12 protein-coding genes and 1 pseudogene are annotated in these 15,983 nt (G+C 70.7%); 8 read left to right on the forward strand and 5 right to left on the reverse strand.

The features are described 5' to 3' along the window. Positions 1-81: 81 nt before the first annotated feature. Together OCT49_RS27560 and OCT49_RS27565 are read right to left on the reverse strand one after the other, a co-directional pair. On the reverse strand, positions 82-762 hold the full coding sequence (locus OCT49_RS27560) for a potassium channel family protein (RefSeq protein ID WP_283854487.1): 681 nt from the start codon (positions 760-762) through the stop codon (positions 82-84). Beyond that, the gene (locus OCT49_RS27565; RefSeq protein ID WP_283854488.1) at positions 762-1,430 is read right to left on the reverse strand and encodes a potassium channel family protein; all 669 of its coding nucleotides are present in this window, start codon (positions 1,428-1,430) and stop codon (positions 762-764) included. The genes OCT49_RS27560 and OCT49_RS27565 overlap by 1 nt, the downstream gene beginning before the upstream one ends. A 275-nt stretch (positions 1,431-1,705) precedes the next feature. On the opposite strand from OCT49_RS27565, the gene OCT49_RS27570 reads away from it, so the two are divergent. From OCT49_RS27570 to OCT49_RS27585, 4 genes are all read left to right on the forward strand, one after another. After that, positions 1,706-2,362, forward strand: coding sequence for a GntR family transcriptional regulator (locus OCT49_RS27570; protein WP_283854489.1), 657 nt, complete (start codon positions 1,706-1,708; stop codon positions 2,360-2,362). A 199-nt stretch (positions 2,363-2,561) separates the two neighbouring features. Next, on the forward strand, positions 2,562-3,635 hold the full coding sequence (locus tag OCT49_RS27575) for a 1-aminocyclopropane-1-carboxylate deaminase (RefSeq protein ID WP_283854490.1): 1,074 nt from the start codon (positions 2,562-2,564) through the stop codon (positions 3,633-3,635). 185 nt (positions 3,636-3,820) lie between these two features. Further along, on the forward strand, positions 3,821-5,869 hold the full coding sequence (locus OCT49_RS27580) for an APC family permease (RefSeq protein ID WP_283854491.1): 2,049 nt from the start codon (positions 3,821-3,823) through the stop codon (positions 5,867-5,869). Positions 5,870-6,045: 176 nt separating this feature from the next. After that, positions 6,046-7,365, forward strand: coding sequence for a class I SAM-dependent RNA methyltransferase (locus OCT49_RS27585; RefSeq protein ID WP_283854492.1), 1,320 nt, complete (start codon positions 6,046-6,048; stop codon positions 7,363-7,365). 250 nt (positions 7,366-7,615) lie between these two features. Here the strand turns inward: OCT49_RS27585 and OCT49_RS27590 are convergent, their stop codons facing one another. Beyond that, positions 7,616-9,049, reverse strand: a complete 1,434-nt coding sequence (locus tag OCT49_RS27590) for an MFS transporter (protein ID WP_283854493.1) — start codon at positions 9,047-9,049, stop codon at positions 7,616-7,618. A 146-nt stretch (positions 9,050-9,195) separates the two neighbouring features. Between OCT49_RS27590 and OCT49_RS27595 the strand changes: the two genes are divergently transcribed. Further along, positions 9,196-10,185, forward strand: coding sequence for a helix-turn-helix transcriptional regulator (locus tag OCT49_RS27595; protein ID WP_283854494.1), 990 nt, complete (start codon positions 9,196-9,198; stop codon positions 10,183-10,185). A 181-nt stretch (positions 10,186-10,366) separates the two neighbouring features. Here OCT49_RS27595 and OCT49_RS27600 read toward each other — a convergent pair whose 3' ends face one another. After that, positions 10,367-11,176 carry a GntR family transcriptional regulator gene (locus OCT49_RS27600; RefSeq protein WP_283854495.1) on the reverse strand — a complete coding sequence of 270 codons (810 nt, stop codon included), beginning with the start codon at positions 11,174-11,176 and terminating at the stop codon, positions 10,367-10,369. Between the two features lie 185 nt (positions 11,177-11,361). On the opposite strand from OCT49_RS27600, the gene OCT49_RS27605 reads away from it, so the two are divergent. Genes OCT49_RS27605 through OCT49_RS27615 form a run of 3 tightly spaced genes read left to right on the forward strand, consistent with a single transcriptional unit; the run spans position 11,362 to position 15,382 of the window. After that, positions 11,362-12,162, forward strand: coding sequence for a tyrosine-protein phosphatase (locus OCT49_RS27605; protein ID WP_283854496.1), 801 nt, complete (start codon positions 11,362-11,364; stop codon positions 12,160-12,162). A 53-nt stretch (positions 12,163-12,215) separates the two neighbouring features. Then, positions 12,216-13,553 carry an MFS transporter gene (locus OCT49_RS27610; RefSeq protein WP_283854497.1) on the forward strand — a complete coding sequence of 446 codons (1,338 nt, stop codon included), beginning with the start codon at positions 12,216-12,218 and terminating at the stop codon, positions 13,551-13,553. Positions 13,554-13,594: 41 nt separating this feature from the next. Continuing rightward, entirely contained in the window at positions 13,595-15,382 is a 1,788-nt protein-coding gene (locus OCT49_RS27615; RefSeq protein WP_283854498.1) for a glycoside hydrolase family 3 protein, read from the forward strand. Between the two features lie 139 nt (positions 15,383-15,521). Here the strand turns inward: OCT49_RS27615 and OCT49_RS27620 are convergent. Then, a pseudogene (locus OCT49_RS27620) lies at positions 15,522-15,800 on the reverse strand (Scr1 family TA system antitoxin-like transcriptional regulator); the annotation flags it as partial. Positions 15,801-15,983: the final 183 nt, after the last annotated feature.

The following is a 15,983-nucleotide window of genomic DNA, read 5'->3' on the forward strand; positions in this document are numbered from 1 at the left end:
GCCGCGCGTGCCGTACGACTGACGGGAGGGCCCGGACCGTGTCACACGGTCCGGGCCCTCCCGTTCATCCTTCGTACGCGGTCAGTCGTCCGAACCCTCGCCCCGGCGCACCGACAGCAGGTCCTCCAACTGCTCCTCGCGCGCCTGCGCGGCCACGAACAGCAGCTCGTCACCGGCCTCCAGGGCTTCCTCGGTGTTCGGCGTCAGCACGCGCTGCCCGCGGATGATGGTGACCAGCGAGGTGTCTTCCGGCCAGGCCACCTGCCCGACCCGGGTGCCGGCCAGCGCCGACTCCGGTGGCAGCGTCAGCTCGACCAGGTTGGCGTCGCCGTGGCTGAAGCGCAGCAGCCGGACCAGGTCGCCGACGCTCACCGCCTCCTCGACCAGTGCCGACATCAGACGCGGCGTGGAGACCGCCACGTCGACGCCCCAGGCCTCGTTGAACAGCCACTCGTTCTTCGGGTTGTTGACCCGGGCGACCACCCTCGGCACGCCGTACTCGGTCTTGGCGAGCAGCGAGACGACCAGGTTCACCTTGTCGTCGCCGGTCGCGGCGATCACGACGTTGCAGCGCTGCAACGCCGCCTCGTCGAGCGAGGTGATCTCACAGGCGTCGGCCAGCAGCCACTCGGCCATCGGCACCCGCTCCACCGAGATGGCGGTCGGCGCCTTGTCGACGAGCAGCACCTCGTGCCCGTTCTCCAGCAGCTCGCCCGCGATGGAACGACCCACCGCACCGGCCCCGGCAATCGCGACACGCATCAGTGACCGCCCTCCTCAGGCCCCTCGGCGAAGGCCTCCTCGACCTTCGCGATCTCGTCCGTACGCATCATCACGTGGACCAGGTCGCCCTCCTGCAGAACCGTCTGCGAGGTGGGCAGGATGGCCTCGCCCAGCCGGGTGAGGAACGCGACGCGGACGCCCGTCTCCTCCTGCAGCGTGCTGATCTTGTGGCCGATCCAGGAGGGCGTGGTGTGCACCTCCGCGAGCTGCACGCCGCCGCTCGGGTCCCGCCACAGCGGCTCGGCGCCCGACGGCAGCAGCCTGCGCAGCATCTGGTCGGCGGTCCAGCGCACGGTGGCGACCGTGGGGATGCCCAGCCGCTGGTAGACCTCGGCGCGCCGGGGGTCGTAGATCCGCGCCGCGACGTTCTCGATGCCGAACATCTCGCGGGCCACCCGGGCGGCGATGATGTTCGAGTTGTCGCCGCTGCTCACCGCGGCGAACGCACCGGCCTCCTCGATACCCGCCTCGCGGAGGGTGTCCTGGTCGAAGCCGACACCCGTGACGCGTCGTCCGCCGAACCCGGAGCCGAGGCGACGGAAGGCCGTGGGGTCCCGATCGACGACGGCGACCGTGTGCCCCTGCTGCTCCAGGGTCTGCGCGAGAGCGGCTCCCACTCGCCCGCAGCCCATGATGACGATGTGCACCTTGCGCCTACCTCGCACTCCTGGTCGTCCGGCTGACCTGCGAAAACACCCTGCTCACACTTCTTTCTCAGTTTGCCGGGCAAACAACGGGGCAACGGTCTGTCCCGTTGCCCAGGATGAGCTTATGCGGCCCGGAGTGCGAGGCCTTATCCGAGTGCGCTTTCGCCGCGCGGCAGTCCAGGGGCAGTGCAGCGGCAGTCCAGGGGGGCGCGATGGACTTCCGTCCATGCGGAGGTCTTGAGCGCGGCGAGCACAGACATCTAACATGTCAGTTCATGGAGACTCTGCGACCCGTCCGACGGACCCTGCTGCGGGACACCGCGTACGAGGCGATCCGCGACGCCATCGTCCGGGGCGACCTCCCGCCCGGCGCCCCCGTCCGCGACGCGGATCTTGCCGAACGCCTCGGTCTCTCCCGGGCCCCGGTCCGCGACGCGCTGTCCCGGCTCTCCGGCGAGGGCCTCGTCGAGTCCAAGCCGCAGAGCTACACCCGGGTGACCCGACTGGTGCCGCGTGACGTCCGGGACGCGGCGGCGGTCGTACGGGCCATGCAGGAACTGGCCGCCAGGACCGCGGTGCCCCGCCTCACGGACGCGGACGTCACCGCGATGCGCGAGGCCAACGACCGCTTCCGGGACGCGGCCGGGCGCGGTGACGTCGTGGAGGCGCTGCGCGCCGACGACCGGCTCCACGACGTCCTGGTCACCGCCTGCGACAACCGTGCCGTGGCCGCCACCGTCGAGCGGTACACCCCTTTGATCCGGCGCCTGGAGTGGCGACAGTTCGGCACGGCGAGCGCGGCGCACGGCTCGGCCGAACTGCACGACCGGCTGATCGAGGCGTGCGCGGAGCGGGACGCCGAGGGCGCGGCCCGGATCACGGCCGAGATCTGGCGGGCGCTGGAAGAACTCGCCGACGAGCCGTCGAGCTGACTGAACTGTCCGAGTCGGTTGAACCGACCGAGCCGGCTGAACCATCCGAACAGGGCTGACTGCCCGAACCGGCCTGACTGCCCGAGTGATTCGACCGGCCCCAGCCGGCCGTCCCGACGTCGCCCCCGTACCTCCGCGCCCCATCCCCGTCCCCGCAGCCGGCCCCCCACCCCCTTCCCCTCCCGACCGAAGGAGCCCCGTGAACGCCGCCTCGCCCACGTCCACACCCACGTCCACGCCCGCGCCCGCCTCCCTCTCCTCGTACGACCGCTACCCCCTGCTCTTCGGCCCCTCGCCGGTGCACCGCCTCGACCGGCTCACCGACCACCTCGGCGGTGCCGCGGTCTGGGCCAAGCGGGAGGACTGCAACTCCGGCATCGCCTACGGCGGCAACAAGACCCGCAAGCTCGAATACCTCGTCGCCGACGCCCTGGCCAAGGGCTGCGACACCCTCGTCTCCATCGGCGGGGTCCAGTCCAACCACACGCGCCAGGTCGCGGCGGTGGCCGCCCGCGCAGGCCTCAAGTGCGTACTGATCCAGGAGAGCTGGGTCGAGTGGCCCGACGCCGTCTACGACAAGGTCGGCAACATCCTCATCAGCCGTCTCGCCGGCGCCGACGTCCGTCTGGTGCGTGCCGGGTTCGGCATCGGCGTCAAGGAGAGCTGGGAACAGGCACTGCGCGAGGTCGAGGAGGGCGGCGGCCGGCCGTACGCCATCCCTGCGGGCGCCTCCGACCACCCCCTGGGCGGGCTCGGCTTCGCCAACTGGGCGTACGAGGTCGCCGAGCAGGAGCGTGCGCTCGGCGTGTTCTTCGACACGGTGGTGGTCTGCTCGGTGACCGGCTCCACCCAGGCCGGCATGGTCGCGGGCTTCGCCGCGATCGAGGAGGAGGGCGGCCGTCCGCGGCGCGTCCTGGGCATCGACGCCTCCGCCGAACCCGCTCGTACCCGCGAGCAGATCGCCCGGATCGCGGCCGGCACCGCCCGGCTCATCGGGGTGCGCCGGGAGATCACCCTCGACGACGTCGAACTGGACGAGCGCTACCACGCGGGCACGTACGGCATCCCCGACGACACCACCCTCGACGCGATGCGCCTCGCCGCCCGCACCGAGGGCATGGTCACCGACCCCGTGTACGAGGGGAAGTCGATGGCCGGGACCGTCGACCTGGTGGCGCGCGGCGAGATCGCCCGCGATTCCACCGTCCTCTACGCCCACCTCGGCGGTCAGCCCGCGCTCAACGGCTACAGCGCCCTGTTCGCGGACGCCTGAGAGGGGCCGTCCAGGGCACGTCCCGGGCGCATTCCGGGTGCAAGGATCCCGTCAGTGAGGGCTTGCCCCCGGCGCAAGGATTTCGTTAAGGATTGCGCGGCTTCTTCCGCCGAGCGCAGGAGATTGCGAGGCCACGCGCCCGACAGGCCCCGTGAGGCCCATACGGAACGCTTACGATCCTCAGCGTGTCCAAACTGACCGACGTGCCCAAACGGATCCTGATCGGGCGGGCGCTGCGCAGCGACAAGCTGGGAGAAACGCTCCTTCCCAAGCGCATCGCACTGCCCGTCTTCGCATCCGACCCGCTGTCCTCGGTGGCGTACGCGCCCGGAGAAGTCCTCCTGGTGCTCTCCATCGCGGGCGTGTCGGCCTACAGCTTCAGCCCCTGGATCGCGCTCGCCGTCGTGGTGCTGATGTTCACGGTCGTGGCCTCGTACCGGCAGAACGTGCACGCCTACCCGAGCGGTGGTGGCGACTACGAGGTCGCCACCACCAACCTCGGCCCCAGGGCCGGGCTGACCGTGGCCAGCGCGCTGCTGGTCGACTACGTGCTGACCGTCGCCGTGTCGATCTCCTCCGGAGTGGAGAACCTCGGATCGGCGATCCCGTTCGTCGTCGAACACAAGACGATGTGCGCGATCGCGGCCATCGTGCTGCTGACGCTGATGAACCTGCGCGGCGTCAAGGAGTCCGGCAAGCTCTTCGCCGTTCCCACGTACCTCTTCGTGGCCGGCGTCTTCATCATGATCGCCTGGGGAGCGTTCCGGGGCCTGGTCCTCGACGAGACCATGCACGCCCCGACCTCGGCCTACGAGATCAAGCCGGAGCATCAGGGGCTGGCCGGCTTCGCGCTGGTCTTCCTGCTGCTGCGGGCCTTCTCCTCCGGCTGTGCCGCCCTCACCGGCGTCGAGGCGATCAGCAACGGCGTGCCCGCCTTCCGCAAGCCGAAGAGCAAGAACGCCGCGACCACCCTCGCGATGATGGGCCTGCTGGCCGTCACCATGTTCTGCGGCATCATCGGCCTGGCCATGGCCACCGATGTGAAGATGGCGGAGAACCCGGCCGAGGACCTGATCGACCACGGTGTCCCGGTCGGTTCCGGCTTCGTCCAGGACCCGGTGATCTCCCAGGTCGCGGCCGCCGTCTTCGGCGAGGGAACGTTCCTCTTCGTCATCCTCGCGGCCGCCACCGCACTCGTCCTCTTCCTGGCCGCCAACACCGCGTACAACGGCTTCCCGCTGCTCGGCTCGATCCTCGCGCAGGACCGCTACCTGCCCCGGCAGCTCCACACCCGCGGCGACCGGCTCGCCTTCTCCAACGGCATCGTGCTGCTGGCCGGCGCGGCGATCCTGCTGACCTGGATCTACGAAGCGGACTCCACCCGCCTCATCCAGCTCTACATCGTCGGCGTGTTCGTCTCCTTCACCCTCAGCCAGACCGGCATGGTCCGGCACTGGAACCGCCACCTGGCGACGGAGAAGGCCCCGGCCAAGCGCCGCCACATGGTCCGGTCCCGCGCGATCAATGCCTTCGGGGCGTTCTTCACCGGCCTGGTCCTCGTCGTCGTGCTCGCCACCAAGTTCACCCACGGCGCCTGGGTCGCCCTGCTCGGCATGGTGATCTTCTACGGGACGATGACCGCGATCCGTCGGCACTACGACCGGGTAGCCGAGGAGATCGCCGCCGACGAGACCCCGTCCGACGAGACGATCCGGCCCTCCCGGGTCCACTCGATCGTCCTGGTGTCCAAGCTCCACCGGCCCACGCTGCGCGCCCTCGCCTACGCCAAGCTGATCCGCTCCGACCGGCTGGAGGCCCTCTCCATCAGCGTCGACCCGTCCGAGACCAAGGCGCTCAAGGACGACTGGGAGCGGCGCGGCATCGACATCCCGCTGAAGATCCTCGACTCCCCGTACCGCGAGGTGACCCGCCCGGTCATCGACTACGTGAAGGGCCTGCGCCGGGAGAGCCCGCGCGACGTCGTGAGCGTGTACATCCCGGAGTACGTGGTCGGCCACTGGTACGAGCACCTCCTGCACAACCAGAGCGCCCTGCGCCTCAAGGGGCGGCTGCTGTTCACCCCGGGCGTGATGGTGACCTCCGTGCCGTACCAGCTGGAGTCCTCCGAGGCCGCCAAGAGGCGTGCCAGGAAGCGCGCCGAGTGGAACGCGCCGGGCTCGGTGCGCCGCGGCCCCGTGGAACGCAGGCCCAAGGAACCCGGCAGCAAGGTCTGACCGCCCCTTCCCGCCTCCGCGCGTGTTCCGCCCCTGTTCCGCGCGTGGTAAACGGCCGGACGACACCCACGTAGAATCGTAGGTTGTTGTCCGGCCGTTCCCCTTCGCGTCCCGTCCCACCGTTTCCCCTGCCGTTTCTCCCGCCGTTTCCTCTTGAGCTCTGGAGCCACCCCCTCATGCAGAACGAACCCACGTCGTCGCTGGTCGGGGAGGAGTACGAGGTCGAGGTCGGGCCCGTCGCGCACGGCGGGCACTGCATCGCCCGTACCTCCGAGGGCCGGGTCCTGTTCGTACGGCACACGCTCCCCGGCGAGAAGGTCGTCGCCAGGGTCACCGAGGGCGGGAGCGACTCCCGCTTCCTGCGCGCCGACGCGGTCCGGATCATCGAGGCGTCCAAGGACCGGGTCGAGGCGCCCTGCCCGTACGCCGGTCCCGGCAAGTGCGGCGGCTGCGACTGGCAGCACGCCAAGCCGGGCGCCCAGCGCCGCCTCAAGGGCGAGGTCATCGCCGAACAGCTCCAGCGCCTCGCGGGCCTCAGCCCCGAGGAGGCGGGCTGGGACGGCACCGTCATGCCGGCCGAGGGCGACAAGCTCCCGGCGGGCGAGGTACCGGCCTGGCGCACCCGTGTCCAGTACGCCGTCGACGAGAACGGCCGGGCCGGCCTGCGCAAGCACCGCTCCCACGACGTGGAGCCCGTCGACCGCTGCCTGATCGCGGCCCCCGGCGTCACGGAGCTCGGCGTCGAGAAGCGGGACTGGCCGGGGATGGCCTCGGTGGAGGCCATCGCCGCCACCGGCTCCCATGACCGCCAGGTCATCCTCACCCCGCGCCCGGGCGCCCGGCTCCCGCTCGTCGAACTGGACAAGCCGGTCTCCGTGATGCGCGTCGACGAACGCGACGGCGGCGTCCACCGGGTGCACGGCCGCGCCTTCGTCCGCGAACGCGCCGACGACCGCACCTACCGGGTCGGCTCAGGCGGCTTCTGGCAGGTCCACCCGCAGGCCGCCAACACCCTCGTCCGCGCCGTCATGCAGGGCCTGCTGCCCCGCAAGAACGACACCGCCCTCGACCTGTACTGCGGCGTCGGCCTGTTCGCCGGCGCCATCGGCCAGCGCATCGGCGAGAAGGGCGCCGTCCTCGGCATCGAATCCAGCAAGCGCGCCGTCGAGGACGCCCGGCACAACCTGAAGGACCTGGACCGGGTCCGCATCGAACACGGCAAGGTCGACCAGGTCCTCCCGCGCACGGGCATCACCGAATGCGACCTGATCGTCCTCGACCCGCCCCGCGCGGGCGCCGGCAAGGCGACGGTCAAGCACCTGGCCTCCCTGGGCGCCCGCCGCATCGCCTACGTCGCCTGCGACCCGGCCGCCCTGGCCCGCGACCTGGCGTACTTCCGGGACGGCGGCTACCGGGTGCGGACGCTGCGGGCGTTCGACCTGTTTCCGATGACGCATCATGTGGAGTGCGTGGCTATTTTGGAGCCGGTGAAGTAGGGCGCCTGATCTGCGGTTTTTCGGGTACGGGTCAGGCCGAAGTCCTTGGCTGCCTGACCGGCCGAGCGGTCCCCGTTATCGGCTGCGATGCCCGAATGAAGTTCCGAGTGCGTGGGAGCCACTCCCCGTGAGGTCGCCGGCTACTGGCTCGTCCTGCCCCGGCCCGGAACGGAGATCGGACATCGGCGCCAACTCAGCCCCTTGACACGGGGCATTGGGTGTCCGGGATCGCGGAGGAGATCCAGTGTCCTCAGCGCACCGGCTGTTCCGCCGCGCCGGTCTCTTCGTCCTCTTCCCGGCCCGTGCCCGCCGTGGCCGGAGCCGGCTCGGGCAGTGCCTGGACGAGGAGCGTGACGACGAGGGGGAACGCCACGATGACTGCGATGCCGAGGTAGAAGGCCTTGGGGTAGCTCTCCGGTGCCGGCGGGTTGCCGAGCGTGCCGAAGAAGACCAGGCCGACGAGCGAGACACCGAGCGCCGCGCCGCCCTCCATCGCGGTGGACAGCACGCCGGAGGCCGAGGAGGCGTGCTTCGGGTCGACGCCCGCCATGGCCGCGGCGGGTAGCGGCGCGGCGACCAGGCCCATGCCGAAACCGGCCACCAGCAGTCCGGGTGCCACCCAGCCGGCCGTGCCGTCCGTGCCGAGCTGCGAGACGATCACGCCGACCGTCCCGTAGCCGACGGCCACCAGCCCGGCGCCCAGGGCGATGACCTGGTTCCCGATGCGCGCGGCGATCCTTCCCGCGAGGAAGGACGAGCCGAAGAAGCCGGCACTCATCGTGGTGAAGAGCAGACCGGACGCCAGGGGAGCCCAACCACGGCCTTCCTGCAGGTAGATCGCGAACAGCAGGAAGAAGGAACCCATTGACATGAAGTACACGAAGTAGGCGGTGACACCGATGGTGAATCCCCGCGAACGGAACAGCCCCGGGTCGATCAGCGGCGCCCCGCCCCGTGCGGCCAGTCGCCGCTGGTGGGTGACGAACAGGGCGATCAGCGGCACGGCCACGACCAGCGACAGCCACGCCCACAGCGGCCAGCCCTGCTCCCTGCCCTCCAGCAGCGGCAGCACCACCGCGGTGAGGCCCACCGTGGCCAGGGCGGCGCCCACCAAGTCCAGTTCGGCACCGGCCCCGGTGCGGATGTCGGGCACGGACCGCGGCGTCAGGACCAGGATCACCAGACCGATCGGGATGTTGACCAGGAAGACGCTCCGCCAGCCGAGCCCGGCGACATCGAGAGCGATCAGCACGCCGCCGATGAGCTGCCCGCACAGTCCGGACAGCCCCAGCATCAGCCCATAGGCACTGAAGGCATGGCCCCGCGCCTCATCGGTGTAGACGTGGCTCACGATGGCGAGCACCTGCGGGGCCAGCATCGCCGAGGAGAGCCCCTGGACGATGCGGGCGACGATCAGGAACCAGATGTTGGGCGCGAGGCCGCACGCCGCCGACGAGACGGTGAAGAGCGCGAGGCCGACCAGGAACATCCGGCGGGGTCCGAAGATGTCGCCCATCCGCCCACCGGTGATGAGCCCCACGCACAGGGCCGCGCCGTAGCCCACCATGACGAGTTGCGTCTCGGGCGCGCCGGCGCCCAGGTCGCGCTGGATCGATGGGATGGCCACATTGGCGATGAAGAAGTCCAGGAACGCGATGAACCCGCCGATCAGAACGATGGCCAAGGGCGCCCAGGACGGGCGATCGGCTGTGCGTGCGGCAGTCTGCGCACTGGTCATGAGGTGGCCTTTCGTCCTTCGTCAGGTGAACGAGGGGAGGCTAGGACCGGATCACTGACATCTGCTGTCAGGGATCCGAGTACTGTTTTTCCGTGCGAGCGAGCCGGTTGGTGAGTGCCCTGTTGCTCCTGCAGACGCGCGGCCGGATGACCGCGCGGGAACTGGCGGACGCCCTGGAGGTGTCGGTACGCACCGTCTACCGGGACATGGAGGCACTCGGCGCCTCCGGCATCCCGCTGTACGGCGAATCCGGGCCGGACGGCGGATACCGGCTGCTGGAGGGGTACCGGACCCGGCTCACCGGACTCACCACGGACGAGGCCGGGGCCCTGTTTCTGACCGGTCTGCCCGACGCGGCGGCCGATCTCGGCCTCGGTGCCGTGGCGGCGGAGGCGCGGCTGAAGCTGTCCGCGGCACTGTCGCCCGAGCTGCGCGAGCGTGCCGAACAGTCCCGGCAACGGATCCATGTCGACATCCCCGGCTGGTACCAGGACGCCGAGGAGACCCCTCGGCTGGCCGCGGTGGTGAGTGCGGTGTGGGGCCGGCGGCGCGTGCGGATCCGGTACGAACGTTGGGCCACCCCGCACGAGGCGATCAGGACCATCGACCCCTACGGAGTGGTCCTCAAGGCCGGCCGCTGGTACCTGGTGGCCGGGTCCGCACGCGGCGTGCGAACCTACCGGGTGTCCCGGATCAACGAACTGGAGCCCCTGACCGAGACGTTCACCCGGCCTGCCGGATTCGACCTGGCGGCCCACTGGCACGAGTACCTGGCGACCTTCGACGCGCGCCGCTTCCTGGACGAGGCGGTGCTGCGCCTGTCGGCCGAGGCGTTCGCGGGCATCGGGCAGGTACTCGAACCGGCGGCGGCCCGTGCCGCCACGGAGTCGGCGGAACTCGGTGCGGACGGTTGGACACAGGTGGTCGTCCCCATCGAGTCCGCCGAACGGGCGCTCCCCGCACTGCTGTCACTGGGCGCGGGGGCGGAGGTGGTGGGGCCGTCGGCATTGCGGGAGAAGATGCGGCGCACACTGACCGAAATGCTTGCCCGGTACGAGGACGGACTCCCGGCGCGGGAATGAGGAAAGCCCGGCCCTTGCCCCCGGAGCGGGCGGGCTGTCTTGTCGGCGCCGAGGCCGTGCCGATGGCTCTTTGGGGCCGGGGAGGCCGCTTTCTTCGGAGGGGTATCCGCTGGCGGCGGCCTCCGCCTGCTGGGACGAAGTGGCTGCGGCGTGACCGTGGCAACGGGTTGCCGCCTGCGCATCAGCTCGTATCCGTTCCACGGAAGTTGAGCACGAAACGGGCGCGCTCGCCGTTGATCCGGCGTCGTACGTAGAGCACGGGCTCTCCCTCAGGGGTGCAGCTGACGCCTTCGCGGACGAGCAGCGGGCTGCCTGCGGGGACGCCCAGAAGGTCCGCGTCCCCGATGTCGGCTCCGACGGCGCTGAACGCCCGCCAGTCGTATTCCAGGACGATTCCTGTGCTGGAGGCCAGGACGCGGACGACGTTCTCGACATACCCCGGGGCGGACAGCTCCTGGGGCAGAAGACGTGAGTCGATCCAGTAGCTGCTGACGCCCCAGGGCTCGCTCCCGAGGGCGATCAGACTGTCCAGGCGGGTGAGTTCGCCCGCCTCGCGTCGCAGCTGGACCGCGGCGTCCAGGTCGACCGGTGCTTCCGGGGCAGGAGTGACCGCGACGATCCGCTCGCTTCCCTCCACGGTGGCGTTGGTGCTCGCGGCACCGGTGTCGTCGGTGGCGGCCGTCCGGTGGGGTACGGCAGTGGTCAGGCTGCCCAGGTCGAAGCGCTGGCTCCGCGGATCGACAGTGATCGACATGCGTACCACGGGCCCGCGGACGAACGTTCCCACTCCCCGGCGGATCTCGACGGAGGCGGCGCGCTCGAGTTCGGCCATGGCCTGGCGGACGGTCAGCCGGTTGACGCCGAACTGGGCGCACAGCTCAGGTTCGCTGGGCAGTCTGGAACCGGCGGGGAGGTCGCCGCAGTCGATCCGGTCCTGGATCCGCCGGGCGAGCTGCAGGTAGATCGGGGCGGCTCTTCTGCGGTTCGACACACCGGGATCCTACGAGGTCGCCACGGACCGGCTCCCCGGCCCCGGCCGAAGACCGGGGCCGGGGAGTGTCTGTTCACCCAAGGTTCAGCGGGCCGTCCACTGCGGGAGACCTCGGCGCCGGAGTGCGACAGGTAGACATCTAGATGTCCAGCTCGTTGTGTGAAGCGATTCCCGAGGAACCCTCCATGCCCCTGCTCAACTTCCGTGACCCTGCCCGCATCGCCGACCCCGAGGGCGTCCTGATGCGCCGCGGGGTCCTCTACCGTTCCGCGCAGCCCCATCCCGCGGCGGACGCCCGGACCGTCCGGGAACTCCAGTCCCACGGTATCCGTGTCGTCATCGACCTGCGCAGCCCCGAGGAGTGCCAGGAGGAATGGGCGGCCGTGGAAGCCGCCGGCATCACCGTCGTCGCCGCCCCCATCGCCCCCGATGACGACGACGCGATCGCCGGGCCCGGCATCTCCGCTCTGCGCACCTCCGCGGACCTCGGAAGGTTCTATGCCGACCTCGCCGCATCCGCCCCCGACGCCGTCGCCGCCGCGGTACGGGCGGCAGCGGGGCCGGGCGCGGCACTCATCCACTGCGCCGCCGGCAAGGACCGCACCGGTCTGCTGACGGCGCTGCTCCTGGAACTCGTGGGGGCGCCCGACGACAAGATCGCCGACGACTACGTCCGTACCTCCGAGGCGCTTCCCGAGATCTTCGCGGCTCTCGCCGCCCGGCATCCCATCGCCCTGAACACCGCCGATGACGCCGACACCGCCGTCGCCGACGGCAGTCGGGATGCGCGACGGGCCGCGGCCAGGGGTGTCGTCCCCGCTCCGCTGCTCCAGGCCCCGCGCGAGGCGATCGAGGTCTTCCTGCAGACCGTGCGCTCGCGCCACGGCAACGCCGAAGGCTTCCTGCTGAGCTGCGGAGTGGAGTCCGCGGTCATCGACGCCTTCCGGGCCAAGGCCGCCCTGTCCTCGTCCGTCACCGTCGGCTGACGCTCCACCGCGCCCTCCTCGCCGCTGTCTCTCCCGACAGGAGCACTTCCCCCATGACCGGCACACTGCGCAAGACTCCTCCTCCCGCACCAGCCACCGGATCCGCTGCCCCCGTCCGTCCTGCCGCGGACGAGCAGCACGCTCCGCGGCGGGTCGTGGCCGGGCTGGTCTTCACCGAGCTGCTGATCGGAATCGGGTTCGCCATGCCCCTGGTGGCCTCCCTCAGCCTGAAGGTCAACGAGGTCGCCCCGCACGCCAGAGAGAGTGTGCTGGCCTCCGTCATCGCCGCCGGGGCCGTCGCCTCCTTCATCCTCAACCCGGTCTTCGGCCACCTGTCCGACCGCACGACCGGGCGCTTCGGCAGGCGCCGGCCATGGATTCTCGGCGGTCTCGTCGCCGGGCTTCCCGCCGCCGCGGTGATGGCCACGGCGACCTCCGCCGTCCAGCTGGGGCTGGGCTGGGTCCTCGCCCAGGCCGCCTACAACGCGGCACTGGCCGCGCTCGCGGCCGTGATCGCCGACCGCATACCGGCATCACAACAGGCCACGGTGTCCGGCCTGTTCGGAGCCGCACAGTTCGCCTCCGTCTTCCCCGCCTTCCTCCTCATCGGCCTCATCCCCCACAACACCACCCTCCTGCTGATCATCCCCGGCGTGGCCGGTGCCGCGGGCGCCTTCGTCTCATGGGCACTTCTGCGGGGCGACGAGGCCGTCCCCGCGAGCGAACGGCGCCCGGTGAGCCTGCGCTCGGTCTTCACCAGCCTGCTGTTCGACCCCCGTACCTCCCCGGCGTTCACGGCGGTGTGGCTGCAGCGCTTCCTGCTCCAGGGCGCCAACGCCCTGATCGGCACCTTCGGCCTCTACTACCTGATGTCCCGGCTGCAGATGTCGACCGCCGAGGCCGCTGCCCTCGTCTCGGCCACCGGCATGCTCGCCGTCGTCGGCAACGTCGTCTCCGCGGCGGTGTTCGGGAAACTGGCCTCACGCACCGGTGCCTACCGGGCCTTCGTCGTCGCCTCCGGCCTGCTGATGGCTCTCTCGATGGCCATCAAGATGCTGTCCGCGTCCGTATGGCCGATCTACTTCTCCACCGCCATCGCGGCCATCGGGCTCGGAGCCTTCTACGCCGTCGACATGGCCCTCGTCCTGCGCGTCATGCCCACCAGCGCCGACGCCGCCCGCTGGCTGGGGGTGTTCAACATCGCCAAAGCCCTGCCCCAGTCCATCGCCCCCCTGCTCGCTCCCGTCCTCCTCGCCCTGGGCACGGATCCCATCGGACCGGCGGCCGGCGACAAGAACTACTTCGCCCTCTACCTCGGCGGAACCCTCGCCGCACTCGCGGCCGTGGCCCTCACCCCGCTCATCCGGCACCCCGGCCTCGCCCGCGACTGACACCCGGCTTCCACCCCCGCACCTCCAAGAAAGGCCCCCTGATGACCTCCCGCCTCCGCCACCACGACGGCACACCGTTCCGCGACCTCAACCACAACGGCACCATGGAGCCCTACGAGGACCCCCGTCTGCCCGTCGACGAACGCGTCGAGGATCTCCTGGCCAGGATGACCCTCGATGAGAAGGCCGGCCAGATGTGCCACGGCCGGATGGCGGCCGGCGACAACGGCTTCATGCCGTCCGGCGCCGACCTCATCGCCGACCGCCACATCACCCACTTCGCCATGGTCCAGGTGCCTTCCGCCGACGCCATGGCCACGTGGAACAACCACGTCCAGGACCTCGCCGCCGCCACCCGCCTCGGCATCCCCGTAACCCTCTCCTCGGACCCCCGCCACGGCTTCACCGCCAACCCCATGACCGCCCACACCGACGGCGGCTTCAGCCCCGGCCCCGAACCGATCGGCCTGGCCGCCACCGACGACCCCGCCCTCGTCGAGGAATTCGCCGGGGCCATCGCCCGGGAACTGCGCGCCGTGGGAATCCGCGTGGCCCTCCACCCGATGGCCGACCTCGCCACCGAACCCCGCTGGGCCCGCATCAGCGGCACCTTCGGCGAGGACGCCGACCGCGCCGCGCGGATGCTCTCCGCCTACATCCGGGGCATGCAGGGCGACACCCTGGGGCCGGACAGCGTGGCCTGCATGACCAAGCACTTCCCCGGCCACGGCCCCCAGGCCGGCGGCGAGGACTCGCACTTCGCCTACGGCAAGTACCAGGCCTTCCCCGGCGACAACCTCGAATACCACCTCAAGCCCTGGGAAGCCGCCTTCGCCGCCGGCACCGCCCAGGTCATGCCCTGCTACTCCATCCCCGCCGGCAGCGGCCTCCCGGAAGTCGCCGCGAACTTCAACCGTGAGGTCATCACCGGGCTCCTCCGCGGCCGCTATGGATTCGACGGCGTGGTGTGCACCGACTTCAACTCCCTCAGCGGAATGGAGATCCCCGGCATCGTCCAGCTCCCGCCGCGCAACTGGGGCGTCGAGCACCTCTCCCTCGCCGACCAGGTCCTCCTGCAGCTCGACGCCGGTGTCGACCAGCTCGGTGGCGAGACCCGCCCCGACTGGATCGTCGAAGCCGTCCGCTCCGGCGCCGTCGACGAAGCCCGCATCGACACCTCCGTGCGCCGCATCCTGCGGGACAAGTTCCGTCTCGGTCTCTTCGACGACCCCTACGTCGACGTCGATGCCGCACGCGCCCTGGTCGGCGCACCCGAGACCCGCCGACTGGGCCGCCACGCACAGCAACGCTCCCTCGTCCAGCTCACCGAACGCGCACAGGTCCTGGCGGAACTGCCTTCGCAGCCCGCCCTCTACGTCGAGAACGTCGTCCCCGAGGTCGCCGCCCGGTACGGCCGCCCCGTCGCGCGACCGGAAGAGGCCGACCTCGCGGTGCTGCGGCTGACCGCACCGTACGAGGCCAGGGAAGGGTTCCTGGAGCAGCACTTCCACGCCGGTTCCCTGGAGTTCCCGGCCGCAGAGCTGTCCCGGTTGCAGGCGCTGTGCGAGACCGTTCCCACCGTTCTCGACGTCCACCTCGACCGGCCGGCCGTTCTCACCGGGCTCGACACGGCAGCGGCCCTGCTCGTGGGCAGCTTCGGCGCCGACGACGACCTCGTCCTCGATCTCGCCCTCGGCCGCTCGGTGGCCCGGGGCTCCCTCCCCTTCGACCTCCCCTCCTCGATGCAGGCCATCGAGAACTCCCGCGAAGACGTGCCTTTCGACACTGCCGAACCGCTGTTCCGCTGCGGGCACCGGGCCACTGACTGATGGCGCCGGTGCCGCCGGACGGGCAGGGATCGGAGCTTCCGACGGCCATGCGGCTGGGAAGTGCGAGGGGCGAGCGGATCTCGTGGATCTGGACTTCCTCGGGATAGGAGATCAGCCGACCGGCGAGCTGAACCTCGTTGTGTCCCACGGTGTCCCCGCCCTTGAGCCGGAGCAGCTGGAGCGACCCTGCGAGACCGGCGTGGTCCTCGCGGTCCGTGGGCATCCCTTGGATCGCCACGTTCCGCCGATGGCCGACCTCCAACAGGTGTTCGAGCTGCTTCCGCATCGCCATGGTGCCCCCGATAGGGCGCCGCAACGTCCCCTCTCCCTGAATGAACCTGAATGAAAGCGAAGACGGAGCGGGCTGCCGGTCGAAGATCCCCTGACGTGCCGGCCGTGCGGCGACAAGCCGTTCCACCTCCTCCTCGTCGAAGCCCTGTCCACCCGCTGGGGGACCACCGGCGGCGACCCGTGCACCAAAACCGTCTGGTGCGAGGTCGCCCTGCCCTGAGCGTCACGCGATCGTCACGGCGGAATCACGGTCGGTAGGGTGAGGAGGTCGGGAAGGCCGAAACGATCCGGAACGACTCGGAACGATCCG

Origin of the sequence: Streptomyces sp. ML-6, assembly GCF_030116705.1 — a bacterium.
Classification (GTDB): Bacteria; Actinomycetota; Actinomycetes; order Streptomycetales; family Streptomycetaceae; genus Streptomyces.

Coding starts and splice junctions, on each gene's coding strand:
- OCT49_RS27560 (WP_283854487.1), bottom strand. CDS start 762: ATGCGTGTCGCGATTGCCGGGGCCGGTGCGGTGGGTCGTTCCATCGCG.
- OCT49_RS27570 (WP_283854489.1), top strand. CDS start 1,706: ATGGAGACTCTGCGACCCGTCCGACGGACCCTGCTGCGGGACACCGCG.
- OCT49_RS27585 (WP_283854492.1), top strand. CDS start 6,046: ATGCAGAACGAACCCACGTCGTCGCTGGTCGGGGAGGAGTACGAGGTC.
- OCT49_RS27605 (WP_283854496.1), top strand. CDS start 11,362: ATGCCCCTGCTCAACTTCCGTGACCCTGCCCGCATCGCCGACCCCGAG.
- OCT49_RS27610 (WP_283854497.1), top strand. CDS start 12,216: ATGACCGGCACACTGCGCAAGACTCCTCCTCCCGCACCAGCCACCGGA.
- OCT49_RS27615 (WP_283854498.1), top strand. CDS start 13,595: ATGACCTCCCGCCTCCGCCACCACGACGGCACACCGTTCCGCGACCTC.